Raw genomic sequence first — 21,027 nt, forward strand, 5'->3', positions numbered from 1 at the left:
CGCAGTAAGGGGTGTCACCCTTTTTTGACGCGCCGGGCCAGTCCGTTGACCAGTCCGCCGGTCAGTCCGCCAGCGGCAGGTACACGCGGTCGCCCTGGGCGCGGAACCGGTCCGACATCTCCGCCATGCCGGCGTCGAGGGCGGACGCCTCGTCGAGGCCCTTCTCCTCCGCGTACTTGCGGACGTCCTGCGTGATCCGCATGGAGCAGAAGTGCGGGCCGCACATCGAGCAGAAATGTGCCGTCTTCGCCGGGGCGGCGGGGAGCGTCTCGTCGTGGAACTCCCGCGCGGTGTCCGGGTCGAGGGCCAGGTTGAACTGGTCCTCCCACCGGAACTCGAAGCGGGCGTCGGAGAGCGCGTCGTCCCACGCGTGCGCGCCGGGGTGACCCTTCGCGAGGTCGGCGGCGTGCGCGGCGATCTTGTAGGTGATGACGCCGGTCTTCACGTCGTCCTTGTTCGGGAGCCCGAGGTGCTCCTTCGGGGTGACGTAGCAGAGCATCGCGGTGCCGAACCAGCCGATCATCGCCGCACCGATCGCGGAGGTGATGTGGTCGTAGCCGGGCGCGATGTCGGTGACCAGCGGGCCGAGCGTGTAGAACGGCGCTTCCTTGCAGACCTCCAGCTGGAGGTCCATGTTCTCCTTGATCTTGTTCATCGCGACGTGGCCGGGGCCCTCGATCATCACCTGGACGTCGTGGCGCCACGCGATCTCGGTGAGCTCGCCGAGCGTCTGCAGCTCCGCGAACTGCGCGGCGTCGTTGGCGTCCGCGGTGCAACCCGGGCGCAGGCCGTCGCCCAGGGAGAACGAGACGTCGTACTGCGCGAGGATCTCGCAGATCTCCTCGAAGTGCGTGTAGAGGAACGACTCCTGGTGGTGCGCCAGGCACCACGCGGCCATGATCGAGCCGCCGCGGGAGACGATGCCGGTCTTGCGCTTCGCGGTCAGCGGCACGTACGCCAGGCGCACGCCGGCGTGGACGGTGAAGTAGTCGACGCCCTGCTCGCACTGCTCGATGAGGGTGTCGCGGTAGATCTCCCAGGTGAGCTCGGCGGCCTTGCCGTCGACCTTCTCCAGCGCCTGGTACAGCGGGACGGTGCCGATCGGGACCGGCGAGTTCCGGATGATCCACTCGCGCGTGGTGTGGATGTTCCGCCCGGTCGAGAGGTCCATGACGGTGTCGGCGCCCCAGCGGGTCGCCCACGTCATCTTCTCGACCTCCTCCTCGATGGTGGAGGCGACGGCCGAATTGCCGATGTTCGCGTTGATCTTCACCAGGAAGTTGCGGCCGATGATCATCGGCTCGCTCTCCGGGTGGTTCACGTTGGCCGGCAGGATCGCGCGGCCGCGGGCGATCTCGTCGCGGACGAAGCTCGGCTCGCAGCCCTCGCGCAGGGCCACGAACTCCATCTCCGGCGTGATGATCCCCTGCCGCGCGTAGTGCAGCTGCGTGACGGGCTTGTCCTTCGCCCGTAACGGCTGGCGGCCACCGGTGAAGACGGCGTCGAGGTTGCGCAGGCCGGCCGCGCGCCGGTCGTCGTCCTTGTACCCGTCGTCGAGGTGCGAGATCGGACGGCCCTCGTACTCGACGACGTCACCCCGCTCACGGATCCAGGCCGCGCGCAGCGGGTCGAGGCCGCGGCGGATGTCCGTCGTCACCGTCGAGTCGGTGTACGGACCCGACGTGTCGTAGAGGACGACCGAGTCGCCGGTCGTCAGGTGCACCTCCCGCATCGGGACGCGCAGATCGGGGCGCGAGCCCTGCAGGTAGGTCTTCGAGAACGCGGGTCGGTTCTCGTTGTTGTCGCCGCTGTCGTCGGACGTGACGGCCGGCGGTTCCATGGTCATGGACATGGCGAACTCCCTACGCCGGAATTACCCGGTCAGGTTCAGGCGGTCGGCAGCGCGTCAGCTGCCCTCTCAGCCCGGTGGCCCGAGCTCCCGCGGATATGGACTTGGAAAGGCCCCCAACCTACTCACGTCGGCGGCTGGGCAGGATGAACACGTGGCTTATCGCATCTGCATGGTCTGTCTGGGCAACATCTGTCGGTCCCCGATGGCGGCGGCGGTGCTGCGGCACAAGCTCGCCGAGGCCGGTCTCGACGACGACCGCGTCGTCGTCGAGAGCGCCGGCACCGGGAACTGGCACGTCGGCCAGGGCGCGCACCCGCCGGCGCGGGCGATGCTCGTCGCCCACGGCTACGACGACACCCACACCGCGCGGCAGTTCGTCCCCCGCTTCTACGACGACTACGACCTGGTGATCGCCCTCGACGCGAACAACCTGCGCGACCTCCGCCGGCTCGCGCCGGACCGCGAGATCGGCGACCGCGTCCGCATGCTGCGCTCCTACGACCCGGAGGCGAGCGAGGACGACCTCGACGTCCCCGACCCCTACGGCGGCACGACCGCGGACTACCAGCTCGTGCTCGACCAGGTCGAGCGCGCGTGCGACGGCCTGATCGCCGAGCTTCAGACCCAGCTGCACTGAAGATGACATCTCCAACGGCAGGGGGCTGATCCGGTGGAGATGACATCTCCAACGACGGTGCTCGGGGTCGGCGTCGCCGCGGCGGCGCCGGTCGGCGGCGGTGACATCTGCCGGGCGAGCCGGCTGACCCTCGCCGACGGCCGGGTCGTGTTCGCGAAGACGCGGCCGGGCGCGCCCGCCGACTTCTTCCGCACCGAGGCCGAGGGTCTGCGGCGCCTCGAGGCGGCGGGCGGGGCGCCGGTGCCCGCGGTCCTCGACGTCACCGACGACGGCCTGGTGCTCGAGTGGATCGAGCCCGGACGACCCACCCCGGCGGCGGCCGAGGAGTTCGGTCGCGCGCTCGCGGCCACCCATGCGGCCGGGGCCGAGCAGTTCGGCGGGACCGGCGACGGCTATCTGGGCTCGCTCCGCCTGCCGAACCGCCCGGCGGCGACGTGGTCCGAGCTCTACGCCGAGCAACGGGTCGGGGCCGCGCTGCAGCACGCGGTCGACCGCGGCCGGATCGACGCCGCGGACGTCGCGCTGGTGGAGCAGGTCCTCGCGGTGCTGCCCACGGTGGCGGGGCCGGCCGAGCCACCCGCGCTGCTGCACGGCGACCTGTGGGCGGGAAACGTCCACTGGTCCGCGGCCGGGCCGGCGTACCTGATCGACCCCGCGGTGCACGGCGGCCACCGCGAGACCGACCTTGCGATGCTCGCCCTGTTCGGCTGCCCGCTGCTCGAGCGCATCCTCGGCGCGTACGACGAGGCCGCCCCGCTGGCCGACGGCTGGCGCGAGCGGGTCGCCCTGCACCAGCTCCACCCGGTCGTCGTCCACGCGGCGCTCTTCGGCGGCGGTTACGGCGCGCGGGCCGGACGGCTGGCCCGGGAGGTCCTGCGCGCGACACGATGACGCCGTGGACGCGACCCAGCTCCGCGACCCGACGCGGTGCCCCGACTGCGGCGTCGTTCTGACGGACCGTCCGGCGGCCTGTCCGTCCTGCGCGCTGCCGCTGCAGGGTCAGCTCGTCGAGCAGTTGTGGTGGGCGTCCCAGGCGGCGGCCGACGCCCTCGACGCCCGGGCCGCCCTGCTCCGCGCCCTCCGCGAGCCCACGACGGCCGCGCCCCCGCCCGCGCCGGCACCCGCGGGGCCCACGACCCCGTGGCCGACGCCGACCTGGTCGCCGCCCGAGCGGCGGAAGCCACGGGAGACCGTCACGCCGCGGACGATCCAGCAGACCCTGCTCGCCCTCGGGGTGCTGCTGCTCGCGGTGGCGGCGCTCATCTTCACCGTCGTCGCCTGGGGGCGCCTCGGCATCGGCGGCCGGACGGCGATCCTCGCCGCGCTGACCGCCGCCGCCGCGGTCGGGACGCGGTTCGCGCACCGCCGCGAACTGCCCGGGACGGCCGAGGCGCTCGGGACGCTGACGCTCGCGCTGCTGCTGCTCGACGCGTACGGCATCCGCGAGAACGACCTCGCCGGCACCGGTGACACCGCCGCGGACGCGTACTGGGCCGCGGTACTCGGGACCCTCGCGGTGCTCGCGTTCCTCGCGCACCGCGTCCTCCCGCTGCGCGTGCTCCGGATCGCCGCCGCGGTCGGGGTTCAGCTGCCGCTGTTCGTCCTCGCCGACCGGTTCGGCGACGTCGCCGCGACGGTCGTTCTGCTCGCGCAGGGCACCGTCGTGCTCGGCGCGCTCCGGCCGGTGCGACCCGCGTCGGCGCGGCTGGTCCTGCTGGTCGGCGGTGGGCTGACCTGGGTCGGCAGCGCGATCAACGCCACCGTGCTCGCCTACGGCGAGGACGCGGACACCTCGATCGGCACAGCGGCCGGCGCCGGGTTGCTCGGGCTCGTGGCCGCAGGCGCCGCGACGCTCGCCCGGCACCACCGCGGCACGGTCGCGGCGCCCGAGATCGGGAGCGCGGTCGCGGCGACCGCGCTGCTCGGCGCCGCCCACGCCCCGATGCACCGCGCGTGGGAGCACGACGCGGCCACGGCCGGCGGAGTCGCGCTGCTCCTCGCCGTCGCGCTCACCCTCACCGCCGTGCCCCTCCCACGACAGTGGCGCGACGGCCCTCTGGTCGTTCTCGGGGTCGCCGGGCTCGCCGCGTTGCTCGACGTCGCGGAGCCGGTGACCCGCGCGGTGACCGGACCCTTCGAGTGGCTCGACGACCCGTGGTCGCAGCCGCTGGACTCGAACGCCCGCGAGGTGCTGGGCACGACCTGGCCCCACCACGGGACGGTCGCGGTGACCCTCGCCCTGCTCACGGCCGCGGCCGTGCTGATCGGCTTTCGGTTCCGGGCTCAACTGGCCGGCCAGGCTGCGGGGCTCGCCGCCGGCGTGCTCGCGACGGCAACCGCGGTCGTCCTGCCGGTGGCGACCGAGGCCCCGTACCTGGTCGCCGTGCTCGGCCTGGTCGGCACCGGCTGCGCGCTGCTGGTGTGGGCAGCGTTGTCCCGGCATCACGTCGTGGTCGCGATCGGGTTGACCGCGGCCGGATCGGTCGCGGCTGGGATCGGCCTCGTGTGGTCGCTGGCGGCGAGATCCGCGACGCCGCTCGCCCTCGCCGGCGTCCTGGCCGCGGCCGCGGTCGTGCGCGCCTTCGGTGGCCGCCACCTGGCCGGCCTGGTCGCGACAGGGGTCGCAACGGCGGCCGCGGTCGCCGAGGTCGGCGTCCTCACCCGCATCGCCGACGTCTCGGCCGCCGCCGCCGGAACGGCCGCGGTGACGGCGGCCGGTGTCCTCGCGGTCGCGGCGGGCCTGGTCGGCCGGGAGCTCGAGCGGCGGACGCTCGAGCTCTCCGCCCTCGGCGCCGCCGTCGTGGCCTTCGGTGCGGTGAAGTCCGACGGTCACTGGAGCTCGCTCGCGCTGCTCGCCGGTGGCGTGGCGGCCGCGCTCGTCGCGCTCCGCCGCGACCGGCGCCCGGCCGGCTGGCTCGCCGGGGCGCTCCTCACCCTCAGCAGCTGGGTACGCCTCGCGATGGCGGACGTCCAGACCCCCGAGGCGTACACGACCGGGCCGGCCGTCGCGCTGGTGATCGCGGGTGCGTTCGCCGCGCGCCGCGATGCGGAGCTGTCGTCGTGGCGCGCCTACGGCGCCGGCCTGACGGTCGGGTTCGCGCCCAGCCTGGTCGCGACGCCCGGCGACGACGGGCTGCTGCGGCCCCTGCTGCTCGGCGGGGTCTCGCTGGTCGTCCTGCTCGCCGGCGTCCGGTTCCGGCTGCAGGCGCCGCTCGTCCTCGGGGCGGTCGTGCTCGCCGTCGACGCGCTGATCCAGATCGGCCCGTACGCCGCCGCGCTCCCGCGGTGGGTCAGCATCGGCGGGGCGGGACTGCTCCTGCTCGTCCTCGGCGTCAGCTTCGAGCGGCGGCTGCGGGAGCTGCGGCGGGTGGCCGCCCGCCTGGCCGAACTCGGCTGACCCCACCGGCGTTGGGTAGCGTCGGGGCCGACGGGCCCGACGAGCGGGCCGACAGCGATCCGATCTCTGGAGTGACGGTATGGCCATTGCGGTGGGCGACAAGGTTCCCGACGTCGAGGTGAAGGTGCTCGGCGAGGACGGCATGCCGGCCTCGGTCAGCAGCGCCGAGGTGCTCGGCAGCGGCAAGGTCGTGCTCTTCGCCGTCCCCGGCGCCTTCACCCCGGGCTGCAGCAAGCAGCACCTGCCCGGCTTCGTCCAGGGCGCCGACGCGCTCGCCGGCAAGGGCGTCGACAAGATCGTGTGCATCGCGGTCAACGACGCGTGGACCCTCGACGCGTGGGCCGACGCCCAGGGCGCCAAGGGCAAGATCGAGATGCTCGCCGACGGCAACGCGAACTTCGCGAACGCGATGGGTCTGACCTTCGACGGCGCCGGCTTCGGCCTCGGCACCCGCTCGCAGCGCTACGCCGCGGTCATCGAGGACGGCACGATCACCAAGCTCGAGGTCGAGCCGGGCCCGGGCGTCAACGCCTCCTCGTGCGAGAACATCCTCGCCAAGCTCTGATCTGCTCCAACGTCCGAAGAAGTGGCTGCTATCGCGACCACTTCTTCGGACGTAGCGGTCACGCCGCCGGCTTGCGCGCGCTGACGAAGACCAGCGGGAGCCACGGCCCGCCGTACCAGGCCTCGGGGCCGGCGGAGCGGGAGCTGACGTCCTCGCAGCCGAGCTCGGTGAGCCGCTCGGCGTAGCGGCGGGTGTTGCGGACGTCGGCGATCAGGATCCGACCGCCGGGCTTGGTCACCCGGACCGCCTCGTCGACCGCCGCCGCGCGCGTCGCGGGCGAGCCGAGCCGGCCGATCCCGCCGCCGGAGACGACGAGGTCGAACTGGTTGCCCTCGGAGGCGAGGTCGTCGATGTCGCCCGGAAGAAACTGAACCCGGTCGGCGACACCTTCGGCCTGGGCGTTGTTGCGCGCGATCTGGTCGTCCGCGCCGCGGCGGGCGCCGGCCAGCACACCGCTCCGGGCCCACAGGTCGACGCCGATCACCTTGCCGTCGGGCACCCGAGCCGCGACCAGGGTCGTGACCGCACCGCGGGCGCACCCGACGTCGAGCACCGCCTCGTCCCCGCGCAGATCCAGCGCGCCGAGCTCCCGGGACCAGGCCCGGAAGCGGCCGCGCCGCGTCGCGTGCAGGTAGGCCAGCGCGATCCCCAGCAGCACGGCGCCGAAGCCGACCAGCCACCAGCCCTGGCTGTCCCCGTCCTCACGGGTGGCCTGCGTGTAGCCGGCCTGCATCATGATCAGCGCGAGGAACGCCTGGACGGCGGGGATGAACGGCGCCTCGATGCCGTAGTAGCCCGCGCGCCCGGCGCTGGAGTGCAGCATGCGGACATCCTGCCGCCCCGGGAGGGGCGGGCGGGTCAGGCAGCCTGGGCGACCAGGCCGACGCCGGTCGCGATCGTCGCGGCGAACAGCAGGAAGCACAGCACGAGCAGCGCGGCGTCCCCGTTCAGCCGGCGACGACGCCAGCCCACGCGGGCCCGGAACAGCCAGTACCGCGCGGCGCTGCGCCGACGGACCCGGGTCGGTAGCGGCGGGACGTCGCGGACGGGCGACGCGGCGGCCGACAGCGGCTCGAGGGGGAGGCCCGCCGGCTCGACGCGCTCCGTTGTCCGGCTCACGGCGTACCTCCCTCTCACTCGTTCCGCCCCGAGTTCTCTAGAGAGATTAGAAAGTCGACCGGTTCGAGTGTCAAGAGTGATTAAGGAGGGGTATGGGCGTCTTTCGGGGTCAGGTCTTCTCTTCTACGGTGAGGCCACGTTCGACCGGGTTCGTCCCGGATCGTCCTGGAGCTCACTTCGGAGGCGACCGGCGATGGCCGATCAGGAGGACCCGAAACCCCTGAAGTACCGTCGCATCGCCGACGACCTGCGGTCCGGCATCGCGCGGGGTGAGTACGCCCCCGGCCGTGCCCTGCCCGGCGAGAACGACCTGATGGCGCGGTACCGGGTCGCCCGCATGACCGTCCGCCAGGCGCTGGCCGAACTGCAGCGGGAAGGCCTCGCCGTCGCCCGCCGCGGGTCGGGTGTGTACGTGAGCGCGAGCGCCGGGACGGCGGCCGGCCCGGCGGCGGACACGCTGGCCGAAACCGCCACCCCGGAGACGGCCGCCGTCGATCCCTCCTGCGCGGTCGCGCACGGAAGCCCGGCCGAGGCCCCGACCCGCGGCCTGGTGGTGGTCTTCGCCGGCGAGACCGCCCGCCACCTGCTGAGTTTCGGCGCCGCCTGCGGGTTCCGCGGCGTGCTCGTCGAGCCCGACCCCGAGCACGCCGAACGCGCGCGGACCTGGGCCCCGGCCGTGGTGAGCGCGGTCGCCGACGCCGGCCTCGACGCCGACTGCGACGTCGTGGTCTCCGACCACCACCGCGACGGCCTGGGGCTCGTCCTGCGTGACGCGCTCGCCGGGAGCAGTCGGTGGATCGGCGTGCTCGGCAATCCCCGGCACCCCGGGCCCCACCGCGAGCAGCTCCGGGCGCTCGGCGTCCCCCCGGCCGAGATCGACCGCGTCCACCGGCCGATCGGCCTCAACATCGGCTCCCGGACCCCGGCCGAGATCGCCATCTCGACCCTCGCCGGCCTGATCGCCGACCGCAACGGCCGGCCCGGGGGCTTTGCCTTCTAGGACTCCGCTGAATAATCCGCGCGGTCCTCGACCGTGTCCTCGGCCGGCGCCGCCGGGGCGGAGGGCGAGGGCGAGGGCGACGGCTGCGGGGCGGGCGTGGGCTCGGGTGCGAGGGTCGCGGCCTGGGAGGGGCCGACGTACGCGTCGTGCCGGTCGAAGTAGAGGCCGCCGTTCACCAGGGGCCGGTTGTACAGCTCCGAGACCGTGACGAACGTGTAGCCGCGCGCCTTGAGCGTCGCGAGGATCCGCGGCACCGCGTCGACGGTCGTCTTGTGGATGTCGTGCAGCAGCACGATCTCCCCGGGCGAGGTGGCGTTGACCACGCGCCGGTAGACGGTGTCCGCGTTGCGGTCCTTCCAGTCCTCCGGGTCGAGGGACCACAGGATGATCGGCCACTCGCGCGCGCCGAGGACGGTCTGCACCCGCGTGTTCACCGAGCCGTACGGCGGACGCATCAACGTCGGGCGGGTGCCGAGAAGCGACTCGATGAGGTCGGCGGACCGGGTCAGCTGGCTGCGCACCTGGTCGTCGGTGAGCGCGGTCAGCTGCCGGTGGCTCCAGGTGTGGGTCGCGATCTCGTGCCCCGCCGCGGCGATCTTCTTCAGCGCCGCCGGGCGCGCGGCGGACACGTCACCGAGGACGAAGAACGTCACCCGGGCGCCGGCGTCGTCGAGGGCCTGCAGCAGGCGGTCGGTGTAGAGGCCGGGCCCGTCGTCGAACGTGATCGCGACGCACTTCGCCACGCGGCAGTCGACGCTCCGGCGCTCCGACGCCGCGCCGGCTCCGTACGCCGCCGACCCCACCAGCGCGAGCGCGGCCACGCCGCTCGCCAGCCACTTCCGTCCCGGGTTCACGGGCGTAGCGTCCCGGTTCGGGCGCGCCCGGGATGTCCGGTTTCCTCGTTCTTGTCCGACTTGACCCGTTGCCGACGCGACCGGCACCCGGCGGCGCCGGACCTGATCTCGGGACCCGCCAGGAGCGCAGGGCCGCTACCGCGACGCGTGACGGCGGCGCTGCACGACCGCGGCCGACGTGGCGGCGACGCGGGCGTTCCGGCGCCCGTGAGCGACCACGGCACCGCCGGCCAGCAGCAGCGGCAGGAGCGCGTAGAGCGCCTCGGGCATCAGGTTCCAGTCGCCGGAGGCGGACTCCGGACCACCGCCGGCGGCGAGGTTCAGGGTGTCGACCCCGTTGCGGGACGCCAGATCCGTCAGCGGTGCGGCGAGGGCCATGCCCTCCTTGGTCGTGGGCGAGGCCTTCTCCGTGCCGAGCACCTGCGCGGCACGCAGCTTGGCCTGGCGCTCGAGCTGGCGCTGCGTCCTGGCCGTGAGCAGGTCCTCCGCGACGTTCCGGCCGGCGGCGGTGTCGAGCTTGCTGCCGGGCGGCGCGACCGCGGTCGGCACGGCGCTCCCGGTGTTGCGGGACTTCGCGCCGCTCGAGGTCTGTGCATCCGGGACCGACCACGAGTTCACCGTGGCCTCGTCCCCGGCGCCCGAGGTGGCCTCGGGGGCCTCGGCGGGCGCGGCCGCAGGTTCCGGGGCGGTGTCGACGACCGCTGCGAGTCCGAGCGCCTCGGTCACGGAGGCGATCGGCAACTCCGCGGTCGTCACCTCGACGTCGGGCAGGGGCACGCCCAGGTCGGGGACGGCGAGCTGAGCGCCCGCGAGGTCCACCGACGCGATCGGCGGGGTGTCGGCGGCCTCGTCCGCGAACGTCGCCGCGGGTAACGCCATCGCCGTTCCGGTCAGGACCGACGCACACGCCGCCACGATTGCGACCCGACGCCCGCGGCCGTACCGCGGGCTCGGGAGCGATCCGTATGCCGAACTCATATGGCCCAGCCTTTGCACTCGCACCGATTCCGGAGACGACGGGGCCGACTACCCCCCGTGGCCAGGCGAGCCCCCTCAGTGACACGCCTTGCCGAGACCATAACTGGGCAAAGAAGCTAAATCAAAGGCCGGTTCCCCTCTCGAATCCCCCCCAATCCCCCGGGGGGTAGATCAATCTGACGACTTCGTCATGATCGAAACGGCCCGGACCTGCGCAAATCGGTCCCAACCGGCGAGCCGGTCGAACCCGAGAACCCGACACATCTCTTAGCGGACGTTCAGCCGAACGGCCGTCGCGGACGACGCTCCGCGACGACTACAAGCCCACGCTGTGAGACAACCGGGGCCCGCCGCGGTGTCACGCACCGCGACGGCGGCCGCTAGGAGTCCGCTACTGCGCCATGTCGACGAAGCGGGAGTAGTGGCCCTGGAAGGCCACCGTGACCGTGCTCGTCGGCCCGTTGCGGTGCTTGGCGACGATCAGGTCCGCCTCCCCGGCCCGCGGGGACTCCTTCTCGTACGCGTCCTCGCGGTGAAGCAGGATCACGATGTCGGCGTCCTGTTCTAGTGAGCCTGACTCACGAAGGTCCGAGAGCATCGGCTTCTTGTCCGTGCGCTGCTCGGGGCCGCGGTTGAGCTGGGACAACGCGACGACCGGGACCTCGAGCTCCTTCGCCAGCAGCTTGAGCGACCGGGAGAACTCGGAGACCTCCTGCTGCCGGGACTCGACCTTCTTGCCCGAGGTCATCAGCTGCATGTAGTCGATCACGATCAGCCGCAGGTCGTGGCGCTGCTTGAGCCGCCGCGCCTTGGCGCGGATCTCCATCATCGTCATGTTCGGCGAGTCGTCGATGAACAGCGGCGCCGCCGACACCTCGCCGGTCTTGCGGGCCAGCCGCATCCAGTCGTCGTCGGTCAGCGTCCCCGACCGCAGCTTGTGCAGCGCAATCTGCGCCTCCGCCGACAGCAGCCGCATCGTGATCTCGTTGCGCCCCATTTCGAGCGAGAACACGACCGACGTCTGGCCGCTCTTGATCGACGCCGCCCGCAGGAAGTCCAGCGCCAGGGTGGAGTTGTGGGTCGGGATCAGGCTGCGGCCGGCGAGATACAGCGAGTCCGCGGCGTCGACCTGGACGCAGCGCACCGGGACGCTGGGGGTCGTGCGCACGTCGACGATGAACCTCGTCCGGGTGCGCGACGTCGTCTGCCGACGGGTGTACCGCTCCTTGTGCACGCGGTGCTTGCGCTCGAGTCGGAAGACCTGGTCGGTCGTCGGAAAGGTGATCGTGTACGCGACCGAACTGGCCTCGGTCTTGCCGCGCACACGCCTCGTCGAGATGCCCGCGCGGTACCCGAGGCTGCAGATCAGCTCGTAGACGTCCCTGGCCAGCGTCGCGCTGGTCGAGGTGAACTGCGGCGACCCGGTCCCGCTGACGGTCCCGTCGGTGTCCAGCAGGCCGGCCAGCAGCGCCCGCCGCTGTGCCTCCGACGCCCGGAGGTATTCCGTCGGAATGTGCGCGTTCCCCAGTGCGTCCAGCTTGCGGAGGTCCGCCTCCAGCGCGTCGTCGAGACCCTCCGCTTCGAGGAACATGACGATCTCGGGGTCGGCGGTCGTGAGGCGGGCGGAGTCGGAGTGTCCGTCGCCAAGCCACGCACCGAGGACGTAGGGCGGGATGAGCAGGTCAGCCTCGGGCAGCGCGAGCGCCGCGGCGTTGCGGATGCTGTGGTTGAGCCGGCGGTCGGCGGTCTCGCAGCGGAGCGTGCGGGCGATCTCGGCGGTTGTCCGCACCTGGGGCTCGTCGTAGCCGCGCCGAGAGGCGCGCGTGTCGGTGAGCCACTGGTGCTCGGCGTCGGCGACCAGGACGCTCCCGTCGTCGAACTCGACCTCGAAGCACGGACGGTCGGTCAGCACCTCGGTCGCGGCGACGACGCGGATCGGCCGCCCGTCGGAGCCGAGCAGCTCGTCCCCGACCTGCACCTCGCCCATCGTCGTCCAGCCCGTGGGAGTCGGCAGGGGCGTGTCGAGCGCCAGCGCCTTCCCGATCGCCGGCCGGGCGGCGATGATCACCATCTGGCCGGGGTGGAGGCCGTTGGTCAGCTGGTCGAGCTCGACGAACCCGGTGGGCACGCCGATCATCTGGCCGCCGCGGTTGCCGATCGACTCGATCTCGTCGAGCGTGCCCTCCATGATCGCGGAGAGCGGCTGGTAGTCCTCGCTCGTGCGGCGCTCGGTGACCTGGTAGATCTCGGCCTGGGCGGCGTCGACGATCCCGTCGACCTCGCCGTCGCCGGAGTACCCCATCTGCGTGATGCGGGTCCCGGCCTCGACCAGGCGGCGCAGGATCGCGCGCTCACGGACGATGCGGGCGTAGTAGCCGGCGTTGGCCGCGGTCGGGACCGACGAGATGAGCGTGTGGAGGTAGGGCGCGCCGCCGGCCCGGGCCATCTCGCCGCGCTTGGTCAGCTCGGCGGCGACGGTGATGGCGTCGGCGGGCTCACCGCGGCCGTACAGGTCGAGGACCGCGTCGTAGACCAGCTGGTGCGCCGGCTTGTAGAAGTCGTCGCCGCGCAGCGACTCGATGACGTCGGCGATCGCGTCCTTGCTCAGCATCATGCCGCCGAGGACGCACTGCTCCGCCGCCAGATCCTGCGGCGGCGTGCGCTCGAACTCCGAGTGCGGTGGCGGCGGGAGCTCCACAACGCTCATCGAGAACCTCCCCCGGTCCCGCTCGGTCAGCGGGGCCCGAGAACCTTGGTACCGGGCCCCGCTGACAGTTCTTCCGACGGTCGAAACCCCGCGGCACCGGACCCCCGTGCAGGGCCCCACGAAGTTCGACAGTGCGCGAACCTAAGGCCGCTCACAGACACGGACAAGCCGGGACAAGCGCCCTCGTTCACAGCCTTTTTCCACGGCAGGTGGATAAGTCCGGGACGCCCGTGAATACCCCGTGTTCTCGTCGTCCACAGTCTGGGGACACAGCTGTGGACACTGGGTGGGGCATGCCCACGACTTGCCGTCTGACCTGGACAAATGCGTTCCTCACCCATGTGGACGTGAGAAAAGCGAAAAGCCACACCGAGGTGACGACGACACGCCGTGGAGCCCCCGCGAGTGTCCACTATGTGAGCAGATCTGACGCCCCACCAACTCCGGGCGGCCCTCGAAACGGCCGGAAGACACGGAAAAGCCCGCGCCCCCAGGGGGACGCGGGCCTCGCCGGACGTACGAGCGGTCAGGCCGCCACGACGTTGACCGTGACGGTCGCCGACACCTCGGGGTGCAGGCGCACCGAGACGGAGTGGGCGCCGAGAGCCTTGATCGGGTTCTGGATCTCGACCCGGCGCTTGTCGACCTTCGGGCCCCCGGCCTCGACGACCGCGGCGACGATCTCAGCCGCGGTCACCGCGCCGAAGAGGCGGCCGGCGTCGCCGGCCCGCGCCTTCAGATTGACCTTCAGGGCCTCGAGCTGGGCCTGGACCGACTTGGCCTGGTCCTGGTCCGCGATCTCGCGGATCTCCCGCGCGCGGCGGATCGAGGAGACCTGCTTCTCGCCGCCCCGGGTCCACCGGATCGCGTAGCCGCGCGGAACGAGGTAGTTACGGCCGTAGCCGTCCTTGACCTCGACGACGTCGCCCGGGGCACCGAGCCCCGAGACCTCCTGGGTGAGGATCAGCTTCATCTCGACTCCCCCTAGCGCGCGGTGCTCGTGTACGGGAGCAGCGCCATCTCGCGGCTGTTCTTGACCGCCGTCGCGACGTCGCGCTGGTGCTGGGTGCAGTTGCCGGTCACCCGACGCGCGCGGATCTTGCCGCGGTCGGAGATGAAGCGGCGGAGCAGCGACGTGTCCTTGTAGTCCACGTAGCTGATCTTCTCCTTGCAGAACATGCAGACTTTCTTCTTCGGCTTGCGGAGCTGTGCCTTCGCCATCGTGGTGCTCTCCTTCAGAGCCCCGCCGGAGCGGGAATGGACGTGGTCGGACTGTCGTCCCCCGCGGGTGAGCCCGGGGGACGCCGGATCAGGGTCCGGATTTAGAAGGGCGGTTCGTCGGAGAACCCGCCGCCGCCACCGCCGCCGCTGTCCCAGCCGCCACCGCCGCCACCGCGGTTGCCGGCACCGGCCGGAGCCGCGCTGGCCCACGGGTCGTCGGACTGGCCGCCGCCACCGCGGCCGCCGCCGCCCCCACCGCCGTAGCCACCGCCACCGCCGCCACCGCGGGCGGTGCGGTTCACCTTCGCGGTCGCGAACGCCAGGCTGGGCCCGACCTCGTCGACCTCGACCTCGAACACGGTGCGCTTCTCGCCCTCACGGGTCTCGTAGGACCGCTGCTTGAGCCGGCCCTGGACGATGACGCGCATGCCCTTCTGCAGGGACTCGGCGACGTTCTCCGCCGCCTGCCGCCACACGTTGCAGGTCAGGAACAGCGCTTCGCCGTCCTTCCACTCGTTCGCCTGCCGGTCGAACGTCCGGGGTGTGGACGCGATCCGGAAGTTGGCGACCGCGGCTCCGCTGGGGGTGAAGCGCAGCTCCGGGTCGTCGACGAGGTTGCCGACCAACGTGATGACGGTGTCGCCTGCCATGGCTGGGTCCGATCTCCCTCAGCTGAGGAAACGGTGTCGGGACGATGGGTTGGAGGTACGGGTGGGATGGAACGGGTGGGATCGGCGGACGAGCGGACTAGCGCCCGTCGGGCCGGATGACCTTGGTGCGCAGCACGGCCTCGTTGAGGTTGAGCTGCCGGTCGAGCTCCTTGACGACCGCGGGCTCCGCGGCCAGCTCGATGACGGCGTAGAAACCGTCGGCCTTCTTCTTGATCTCGTACTGCAGGCGACGCTTGCCCCACAGGTCGACCTTGTCGACGGTGCCGCCACCGCTGCGCACGACCGTGAGGAACTGGTCGAGGCTCGGGGCGATGGTGCGCTCGTCGAGATCGGGGTCGAGGATCACCATCAGTTCGTACTTACGCATAGCTGGAATCGCCTCCTCTGGACTCAGGCGGTCACGGTCTCTCCGTGACAGGAGGGCTATCGCGTGATCGCCGGACCCCGGGCGGGGCCTGGCGAACGGGAGCAAGACTAACCGGGGGCTCCGACAACCGAAGAATCCGTCCACAGGCTGGGCGGTCCGGCGCTCGACGATGCGGGCCGCGCGGCGCTGTCGGCCCCCGCGCATAGGCTGCCGCCATGCTCGCCATCGGTGCCCACGTCGACCAGGCCGACCCGATCGCGGAGGCGAAGGCGCGCGCCGCGGAGGTCGTGCAGATCTTCCTCGGCGACCCGCAGGACTGGAAGCCGCCGACGATCGCCTACGCGGGCGGTGCGACCGCGCTCAAGGAGGCCGTCGAGGCCGCCGGAATCGCCCTGTACGTCCACGCGCCGTACCTGGTGAACGTCGCGAGCTCGAACAACCGGATCCGCATGCCCAGCCGCAAGATCCTGCAGCAGCAGATCGACGCCGCCGCGAGCATCGGTGCCCGGGGCCTGATCGTCCACGGCGGCCACGTCCTGGCCAAGGAGGACCCGAGCGTCGGGATCGAGAACTGGCGCAAGACCTTCGAGCGCATGGAGATGCGCCTCCCGGTGCTGATCGAGAACACCGCCGGTGGCGACAACGCCATGGCCCGCAAGCTCGACGCGCTCGCCCGGCTCTGGGACGCGGTCGGGGAGTTCGGCGCCGGGTTCTGCCTGGACACCTGCCACGCCCACGCCGGCGGCGAGGAGCTCTCGACCGTCGTCGACCGCGTGAAGGCGATCACCGGCCGGATCGACCTGGTCCACGCCAACGACAGCCGGGACGAGTTCGACTCCGGGCGCGACCGGCACGAGAACTTCGGCAAGGGACGGATCGACCCCGACGAGCTGGTCTCCGTCATCGCCGGCGCCGGCGCGCCGGTCGTCTGCGAGACCCCGGGCGACGCCGCGGGTCAGGGCGCGGACATCTCCTGGCTGCGGGAGCGGCTGCCTGCCTGAGCGACGAGGACGCGCAGGCTGCCCCCGGCGGCCTGCCCGCCCGCCGCCGCGCGCGTGCTGCGCCAGAGCCGCGAGGCCCCGATCACGGCCGCCGCGACGAGGAGCACGTTGCGCACCGTCACGAGCAGGACAGCCTCGCGCTCGGCGTTGAGCAGCTCGTCGAACCAGTACGGGTACTCGACGCAGGTCAGTGCGGTCGCGACCAGGACCAGCGCCAGGGGCAGCCGCATCAGCGAGGTGCCGCGGGGGCCGAAGTGCAGCGCGCAGACGGCACCGAGGCCGATCAGCCAGACCATGTACTGCGGGCTGATCACCCGGCTCGTGACCACGAACAGCAACACCGCGACCAGCGCGGCGTCCGCGGTCGTCGAGTCGCGCCAGGTGCGCGCGGTCAGCCGCCAGAGCACCAGCCAGCCGAACGCGAGGGCGCTGGCGAGCAGGCACAGCTTGGCGGCGAGGTTCACGTGCGGGCCCAGGTACTCCATCGAGCCGTAGTTCAGCGCGACGTAGCCGTCCCACCCGTGGTGGCTGGCGATGTGGAAGGGCAGGGCCGCGATCGACTCCACCTCGACCCCGCGCCCGCCCTGGGCGGACAGGAACGACATGGAGTGCGGCATCGTCACCCAGAAGCCGAGCAGGATCAGCGAGCCGGCGACGACCGCCGCGGCCCAGGTCTCCTTCCATCGCCGGCCCCGCCCCGCGCACAGGAACACTAGCGCCGGCCACACCTTGAGCAGCGCCCCGAAGGCCAGCACCGCGCCGCCGGCCCAACGCCGGGTGCGCCCGTCGAGCGGGTTCGCGTCGGCGCTGAGCAGGAGCACCAGACCCGCGACCGCGACACCGGTGACGATCAGGTCGTAGCGGCCGTAGGCGATCGGCCCGCCGAGCGCGACGCCGAGCGCCCACACCCAGGCCGCCCACGGCTGGTGCCGTGCCCAGGCCCACCGGCCGGTGGGAGCGACGGCGGCGCCCGAGGCATAGGCCACCTCGTCCTCGACCATCCGCCGACGCGCAGCGGCGAGCAGCACGCCGAAGGTGATCAGGTCGACCGTGAACGAGATCCAGTAGAAGCCGACCGCGTAGGAGAGCGGCAGCAGCCCGGGGGCGAGAATCACCAGGGCCGCGGCCGGGGGGTACTGCCACATGACGTCGTGCTCGGGGAACTGGCCCGTGGAGAGCACGTCGTACCAGCGGCTGTAGATGTCGCGGACGTCGTTGGTGACCGACGGCAGCACGAACTCACGCTCACGGACCGTGAACAGCAGCAGCGCCGTGCGCGTGGCGAGGAAGAGTGCGACGACCGCGAGAAAGGGGCCGATCGCACGCAACGACGGCCGCGCGGCCGCCCTGGAGGACCTGATGTGCACCCCGAAGCCATCTCGTGTCGGTCGCGGTCAGTTACCTCGATGGTATCGAGGACGTGGTGGACCACGGGTCGATAACGTGGATCCGCCGATCTTGTTACCCGCCCGCGACACACGCGGTTGCCCGCAGGAGAGCCACTCCCCATGTCGTTGACGGTCCGGACGATCACGGCCGACGAGCACCTCGCCCTCGTCGCCTCCCGCGGTTCCGCGAGCTTCCTCCAGGTCCCCTCGTGGGGGCAGGTGAAGAAGGAGTGGCGCAGCGAGTCCATCGGGTGGTGCGACACCGACGGCAAGATCGTCGGCGCCGGTCTCGTGCTCTACCGCCAGATCCCGAAGGTGAAGCGGTACCTCGCCTACCTGCCCGAGGGTCCGGTCCTGCCGTGGGAGGACGTGACCGACGCCGCATCCCTGCGCCGGCTGCTCGACCCGATGGTCGCCCACCTGAAGTTCCGCAAGGCCTTCGGTGTGCGGATGGGCCCGATGGTCGTCACCCGCCGCTGGAGCGCCGAGACCATCAAGGCCGCGGTCAAGGACGGCCAGGCGACGAAGCTCCAGGCGCTGACGCCGGACGTCGTCGACCCGGCCGGCCGGCAGGTCGCCGAGCTGATGCGTTCCGCCGGGTGGATCCCGCCGTCGACGGCGGCCGGCTTCGCCGCCGGCCAGCCCCAGTACGTGTTCCAGGTTCCGCTGGCCGGGCGATCCGTCGAGGACCTGCTCGCCGGGTTCAACCAGCAGTGGCGGCGCAACATCAAGAAGGCCGACAAGGCGGGCGTCGAGGTCACCGAGGGGACCGAGGCCGACCTGCCGGCGTTCCACGCGCTGTACACGCACACCGCCGAACGGGACCACTTCACCCCGCGCCCGCTCAGCTACTTCCAGACGATGATGCGCGCGCTCAGTGCCGAGGACCCGGAGCGCTTCAAGCTCTACCTCGCCAAGCACGAGGGCGAACTGCTCGCCTCGACGATCTGGATCCGCGTCGGCGGCCACGCCTGGTACTCCTACGGCGCCTCGGCGAGCCACAAGCGCGAGCTGCAGCCGAGCAACGCGATCCAGTGGCGGATGATGTCGGACGCCCACGCCGCCGGCGCCGGCGTGTACGACCTGCGCGGCATCACCGACACCCTTGACCCGGCCGACCCGCACTTCGGGCTGATCCAGTTCAAGCTCGGCACCGGCGGTCAGGCGGTGGAGTACCTCGGCGAGTGGGACCTGCCGATCAACTCCCTGCTGTTCAAGGCGTTCCGGCTGTACCTGGCGAAGCGGTAGACGAGGCGGTACGAGACTCATGCTCCGGCTCGAGATCGACCGGGCGCGTTTCGACGCCCACCTGCAGAAGATCGACGCGGACATCCCGGGCCTCGTCCCGGTCGCGAAGGGCAACGGCTACGGCCTGACGATGGACCGCTGCGTGGACGAGGCGCTCACCCTGGGCGCCGACACCCTCGCGGTCGGCACCTTCGCCGAGGCGCGCCGGCTCCCCGAGCGCGCGGAGGGCTTCTCCAAGGTCGTCGTCCTGACGCCCCATCTGCCCGGGGACCCGACGGAGGGTCTGCCGATCGCGCTGTTCGGCCGCGTCGTGCACACCGTCGCCACCGCCGAGGCCGCTGCCACGCTGGCCGGAAAGCGCGTCGTCGTCGAGTGCCGTACGTCGTTGCGCCGCCACGGCGTCGGCGCCGACGACCTGCCCGGGCTCGCCGCCGCGCTCTCCGACGTGCGCCTCGAAGGCTTCGCCCTGCATCTCCCGATGAACCGCCCCCGCGGCGCGCACCCGGTCACCGAGGTAGCCACGTGGGTCGAGCGGCTGAAGGCGGCCAAGCTGCCGGCGGCGACGATCTACGTCAGCCACCTGTCCGGCCCCGAGGTCGCCGGCCTGGGCAAGCAGTTCCCCGAGACGACATTCCGTGCCCGCGTCGGGACTAAGCTCTGGCTCGGCGACCGCGGCGCGCTGCGGCCGAAGGCCCGCGTCCTCGACGTCGAGAAGCTCGCCCGCGGCGACCGGTACGGCTACCGCCAGCGCAAGGCTCCGCGCGATGGCCACCTCGTCGTGGTCGCCGGCGGCACCGCGCACGGCGTCGGCCTGTCCGCCCCGAAGCCGGTCGCCGGGCTGATGACCCGCGTCAAAATCGCGGGCGAGGGCACTCTCGCGACGTTCAACCGGACACTGAGCCCGTTCACCTGGGCCGGCAAGCAGCGCTGGTTCGCCGAGCCGCCGCACATGCAGGTCTCGCTGCTCTGGCTCCCCGCCGGCGTCGAACCGCCCGCGGTCGGGGACTACCTCGACGTCGAGACCCGCATGACGACCACGACCTTCGACGAGATCGTCGAGGTCTGAGCCGCCTCGCTCCCGGGGGTGTGGCTTCACTCGCCAGGGACAGGCCTTACTCGCCCGGCCTGGCGAGTGAGGCCTGGCGCCGGCGAGTGAAGCGCGACCCGAGGGGTGCGGCGCGCGGGGCGCGACCCGGGGGGCGCGACCCGGGGGCGCGGGCTCAGGCCTTGAAGGCGCAGGTCACGTAGACCGAGATCGGGGCCTTCTTGGTGGCGACGTTGGTCACCCGGACCGTCCAGCCCTTCGCGTCGGCGGTGGGGCCGGAGCCGTTGAGGATCATCTCCGCCGTGCCGTTCATGCCGCCGCCGAGCGCGACCCGGCCGCCGGAGCACTTCACCGTGTAGGTCGCCGACGTCCGGGCCTTCGCCTTGGTCTCGGCCACGACCATCCGGTAGCCGGAGACGCCGTCCTTGCCGTCGGCCCCCTTCGCACCCGGCGCGCCCGGCAGGCCCCGCAGGGAGGTCAGCCACTCCAGCTGCGTGCCGGGGAAGCCGTTCGCCTTCGCGACCTGGTACGCGTCCTTGCCATTGGTCCCGTTCGTCCCGTTGGCGCCGTTGGTTCCGGCCGGGCCCTGCTGGTTCCAACTGATCACCGTGCCGGCGGGCTTGAGCAGTTCCGCCGAGCAGTCCGGGGCGTTTGCTGGGTCGACCGCGACCTTGTCGATCGAACCGTCGGGCCGCAGGCACCCCTGAATCACCGGGGAGGGCGAGGAGTCCAGGGCGATCGCGACGGTCGGCGCCGTGATGGCGATCGCGACGACGGGCAGGGCGACGAGCGCGAGCGTGCGGGCGGGACGGGCCATGGGTGTCTCCCCGGGGCGCGAGGGGCGGCCCGAGCGGCCGCCGCGAGAACCGCGCCGTGTCGAGGAGTCATCGGCCGCCGCGGCCCTCACCTGAAGATCCCGGTCGTTGACCTGCGCCGGGCGGCGCTCTACGGTCGACACGTACGCGTACGGTACGCGT

20 protein-coding genes and 1 riboswitch are annotated in these 21,027 nt (G+C 72.2%); of the genes, 8 read left to right on the forward strand and 12 right to left on the reverse strand.

All coding sequences use genetic code 11. The features are described 5' to 3' along the window. Positions 1–61: 61 nt before the first annotated feature. On the reverse strand, positions 62–1,846 hold the full coding sequence (thiC, locus tag SPOPO_RS0108345; protein ID WP_028984614.1) for a phosphomethylpyrimidine synthase ThiC: 1,785 nt from the start codon (positions 1,844–1,846) through the stop codon (positions 62–64). Then, positions 1,843–1,953, reverse strand: a riboswitch (TPP riboswitch). It overlaps the preceding gene by 4 nt. 50 nt (positions 1,954–2,003) lie before the next feature. On the opposite strand from thiC, the gene SPOPO_RS0108350 reads away from it, so the two are divergent. From SPOPO_RS0108350 to SPOPO_RS0108365, 4 genes are all read left to right on the forward strand, one after another. Beyond that, positions 2,004–2,489 (forward strand): low molecular weight protein-tyrosine-phosphatase, encoded by a 486-nt coding sequence (locus SPOPO_RS0108350; RefSeq protein ID WP_028984615.1) that lies wholly within the window; start codon positions 2,004–2,006, stop codon positions 2,487–2,489. A gap of 39 nt (positions 2,490–2,528) precedes the next feature. Further along, positions 2,529–3,380, forward strand: a complete 852-nt coding sequence (locus tag SPOPO_RS0108355; protein ID WP_028984616.1) for a fructosamine kinase family protein — start codon at positions 2,529–2,531, stop codon at positions 3,378–3,380. A gap of 4 nt (positions 3,381–3,384) precedes the next feature. Beyond that, positions 3,385–5,886, forward strand: a complete 2,502-nt coding sequence (locus tag SPOPO_RS0108360; protein ID WP_019874337.1) for an SCO7613 C-terminal domain-containing membrane protein — start codon at positions 3,385–3,387, stop codon at positions 5,884–5,886. A gap of 79 nt (positions 5,887–5,965) precedes the next feature. Continuing rightward, complete coding sequence (locus SPOPO_RS0108365) at positions 5,966–6,451, forward strand: peroxiredoxin (protein ID WP_019874338.1); 486 nt, start codon at positions 5,966–5,968, stop codon at positions 6,449–6,451. A gap of 58 nt (positions 6,452–6,509) precedes the next feature. Here SPOPO_RS0108365 and SPOPO_RS28435 read toward each other — a convergent pair whose 3' ends face one another. Continuing rightward, positions 6,510–7,274, reverse strand: coding sequence for a class I SAM-dependent methyltransferase (locus SPOPO_RS28435; RefSeq protein ID WP_019874339.1), 765 nt, complete (start codon positions 7,272–7,274; stop codon positions 6,510–6,512). A 35-nt stretch (positions 7,275–7,309) separates the two neighbouring features. Beyond that, a complete protein-coding gene (locus SPOPO_RS0108375; RefSeq protein ID WP_019874340.1) occupies positions 7,310–7,570 on the reverse strand; it encodes a hypothetical protein in 261 nt (86 codons plus the stop codon). 193 nt (positions 7,571–7,763) lie between these two features. On the opposite strand from SPOPO_RS0108375, the gene SPOPO_RS0108380 reads away from it, so the two are divergent. Then, the gene (locus SPOPO_RS0108380; protein WP_019874341.1) at positions 7,764–8,570 is read left to right on the forward strand and encodes an XdhC family protein; all 807 of its coding nucleotides are present in this window, start codon (positions 7,764–7,766) and stop codon (positions 8,568–8,570) included. Here SPOPO_RS0108380 and SPOPO_RS28440 read toward each other — a convergent pair. From SPOPO_RS28440 to rpsF, 7 genes are all read right to left on the reverse strand, one after another. Continuing rightward, the gene (locus tag SPOPO_RS28440) at positions 8,567–9,424 is read right to left on the reverse strand and encodes a polysaccharide deacetylase family protein (protein WP_019874342.1); all 858 of its coding nucleotides are present in this window, start codon (positions 9,422–9,424) and stop codon (positions 8,567–8,569) included. The genes SPOPO_RS0108380 and SPOPO_RS28440 overlap by 4 nt on opposite strands. Positions 9,425–9,559: 135 nt before the next feature. After that, positions 9,560–10,303: a hypothetical protein gene (locus SPOPO_RS0108390; protein ID WP_019874343.1), complete on the reverse strand. Its 744-nt coding sequence runs from the start codon at positions 10,301–10,303 to the stop codon at positions 9,560–9,562. Positions 10,304–10,793: 490 nt separating this feature from the next. Further along, entirely contained in the window at positions 10,794–13,109 is a 2,316-nt protein-coding gene (gene dnaB, locus SPOPO_RS0108395; protein WP_028984618.1) for a replicative DNA helicase, read from the reverse strand. Between the two features lie 526 nt (positions 13,110–13,635). Beyond that, entirely contained in the window at positions 13,636–14,082 is a 447-nt protein-coding gene (gene rplI / locus SPOPO_RS0108400; protein WP_019874345.1) for a 50S ribosomal protein L9, read from the reverse strand. An 11-nt stretch (positions 14,083–14,093) separates the two neighbouring features. Beyond that, positions 14,094–14,330: a 30S ribosomal protein S18 gene (gene rpsR, locus SPOPO_RS28445; protein WP_019874346.1), complete on the reverse strand. Its 237-nt coding sequence runs from the start codon at positions 14,328–14,330 to the stop codon at positions 14,094–14,096. A 101-nt stretch (positions 14,331–14,431) separates the two neighbouring features. Beyond that, complete coding sequence (locus SPOPO_RS0108410; RefSeq protein ID WP_019874347.1) at positions 14,432–14,980, reverse strand: single-stranded DNA-binding protein; 549 nt, start codon at positions 14,978–14,980, stop codon at positions 14,432–14,434. A gap of 97 nt (positions 14,981–15,077) precedes the next feature. Further along, positions 15,078–15,368 carry a 30S ribosomal protein S6 gene (gene rpsF, locus SPOPO_RS0108415; RefSeq protein ID WP_019874348.1) on the reverse strand — a complete coding sequence of 97 codons (291 nt, stop codon included), beginning with the start codon at positions 15,366–15,368 and terminating at the stop codon, positions 15,078–15,080. Positions 15,369–15,583: 215 nt separating this feature from the next. On the opposite strand from rpsF, the gene SPOPO_RS0108420 reads away from it, so the two are divergent. After that, positions 15,584–16,369, forward strand: a complete 786-nt coding sequence (locus SPOPO_RS0108420; RefSeq protein WP_019874349.1) for a deoxyribonuclease IV — start codon at positions 15,584–15,586, stop codon at positions 16,367–16,369. Here SPOPO_RS0108420 and SPOPO_RS28450 read toward each other — a convergent pair. Then, positions 16,324–17,736 (reverse strand): glycosyltransferase family 87 protein, encoded by a 1,413-nt coding sequence (locus SPOPO_RS28450; protein ID WP_156869698.1) that lies wholly within the window; start codon positions 17,734–17,736, stop codon positions 16,324–16,326. The genes SPOPO_RS0108420 and SPOPO_RS28450 overlap by 46 nt on opposite strands. A gap of 141 nt (positions 17,737–17,877) precedes the next feature. Here SPOPO_RS28450 and SPOPO_RS0108430 point away from each other — a divergent pair, with 141 nt between their 5' ends. Then, positions 17,878–19,005: a lipid II:glycine glycyltransferase FemX gene (locus tag SPOPO_RS0108430; protein ID WP_019874351.1), complete on the forward strand. Its 1,128-nt coding sequence runs from the start codon at positions 17,878–17,880 to the stop codon at positions 19,003–19,005. Between the two features lie 19 nt (positions 19,006–19,024). After that, positions 19,025–20,071 carry an alanine racemase gene (locus SPOPO_RS0108435; RefSeq protein ID WP_019874352.1) on the forward strand — a complete coding sequence of 349 codons (1,047 nt, stop codon included), beginning with the start codon at positions 19,025–19,027 and terminating at the stop codon, positions 20,069–20,071. A 154-nt stretch (positions 20,072–20,225) separates the two neighbouring features. Here the strand turns inward: SPOPO_RS0108435 and SPOPO_RS28455 are convergent, their stop codons facing one another. Next, positions 20,226–20,867 carry a collagen-like domain-containing protein gene (locus SPOPO_RS28455; protein WP_019874353.1) on the reverse strand — a complete coding sequence of 214 codons (642 nt, stop codon included), beginning with the start codon at positions 20,865–20,867 and terminating at the stop codon, positions 20,226–20,228. Between the last annotated feature and the right edge of the window lie 160 nt (positions 20,868–21,027).

Source organism: Sporichthya polymorpha DSM 43042 (genome assembly GCF_000384115.1).
Lineage (GTDB): Bacteria > Actinomycetota > Actinomycetes > Sporichthyales > Sporichthyaceae > Sporichthya > Sporichthya polymorpha.

Bases quoted from the DNA above. Each gene is read 5' to 3' on its own strand.
- thiC (WP_028984614.1), bottom strand. From the start codon at position 1,846: ATGACCATGGAACCGCCGGCCGTCACGTCCGACGACAGCGGCGACAAC.
- SPOPO_RS0108355 (WP_028984616.1), top strand. From the start codon at position 2,529: ATGACATCTCCAACGACGGTGCTCGGGGTCGGCGTCGCCGCGGCGGCG.
- SPOPO_RS0108365 (WP_019874338.1), top strand. From the start codon at position 5,966: ATGGCCATTGCGGTGGGCGACAAGGTTCCCGACGTCGAGGTGAAGGTG.
- SPOPO_RS28435 (WP_019874339.1), bottom strand. From the start codon at position 7,274: ATGCTGCACTCCAGCGCCGGGCGCGCGGGCTACTACGGCATCGAGGCG.
- SPOPO_RS0108380 (WP_019874341.1), top strand. From the start codon at position 7,764: ATGGCCGATCAGGAGGACCCGAAACCCCTGAAGTACCGTCGCATCGCC.
- SPOPO_RS0108390 (WP_019874343.1), bottom strand. From the start codon at position 10,303: ATGGCGTTACCCGCGGCGACGTTCGCGGACGAGGCCGCCGACACCCCG.
- dnaB (WP_028984618.1), bottom strand. From the start codon at position 13,109: ATGAGCGTTGTGGAGCTCCCGCCGCCACCGCACTCGGAGTTCGAGCGC.
- rplI (WP_019874345.1), bottom strand. From the start codon at position 14,082: ATGAAGCTGATCCTCACCCAGGAGGTCTCGGGGCTCGGTGCCCCGGGC.
- rpsR (WP_019874346.1), bottom strand. From the start codon at position 14,330: ATGGCGAAGGCACAGCTCCGCAAGCCGAAGAAGAAAGTCTGCATGTTC.
- SPOPO_RS0108410 (WP_019874347.1), bottom strand. From the start codon at position 14,980: ATGGCAGGCGACACCGTCATCACGTTGGTCGGCAACCTCGTCGACGAC.
- rpsF (WP_019874348.1), bottom strand. From the start codon at position 15,368: ATGCGTAAGTACGAACTGATGGTGATCCTCGACCCCGATCTCGACGAG.
- SPOPO_RS0108420 (WP_019874349.1), top strand. From the start codon at position 15,584: ATGCTCGCCATCGGTGCCCACGTCGACCAGGCCGACCCGATCGCGGAG.
- SPOPO_RS0108430 (WP_019874351.1), top strand. From the start codon at position 17,878: ATGTCGTTGACGGTCCGGACGATCACGGCCGACGAGCACCTCGCCCTC.
- SPOPO_RS0108435 (WP_019874352.1), top strand. From the start codon at position 19,025: ATGCTCCGGCTCGAGATCGACCGGGCGCGTTTCGACGCCCACCTGCAG.
- SPOPO_RS28455 (WP_019874353.1), bottom strand. From the start codon at position 20,867: ATGGCCCGTCCCGCCCGCACGCTCGCGCTCGTCGCCCTGCCCGTCGTC.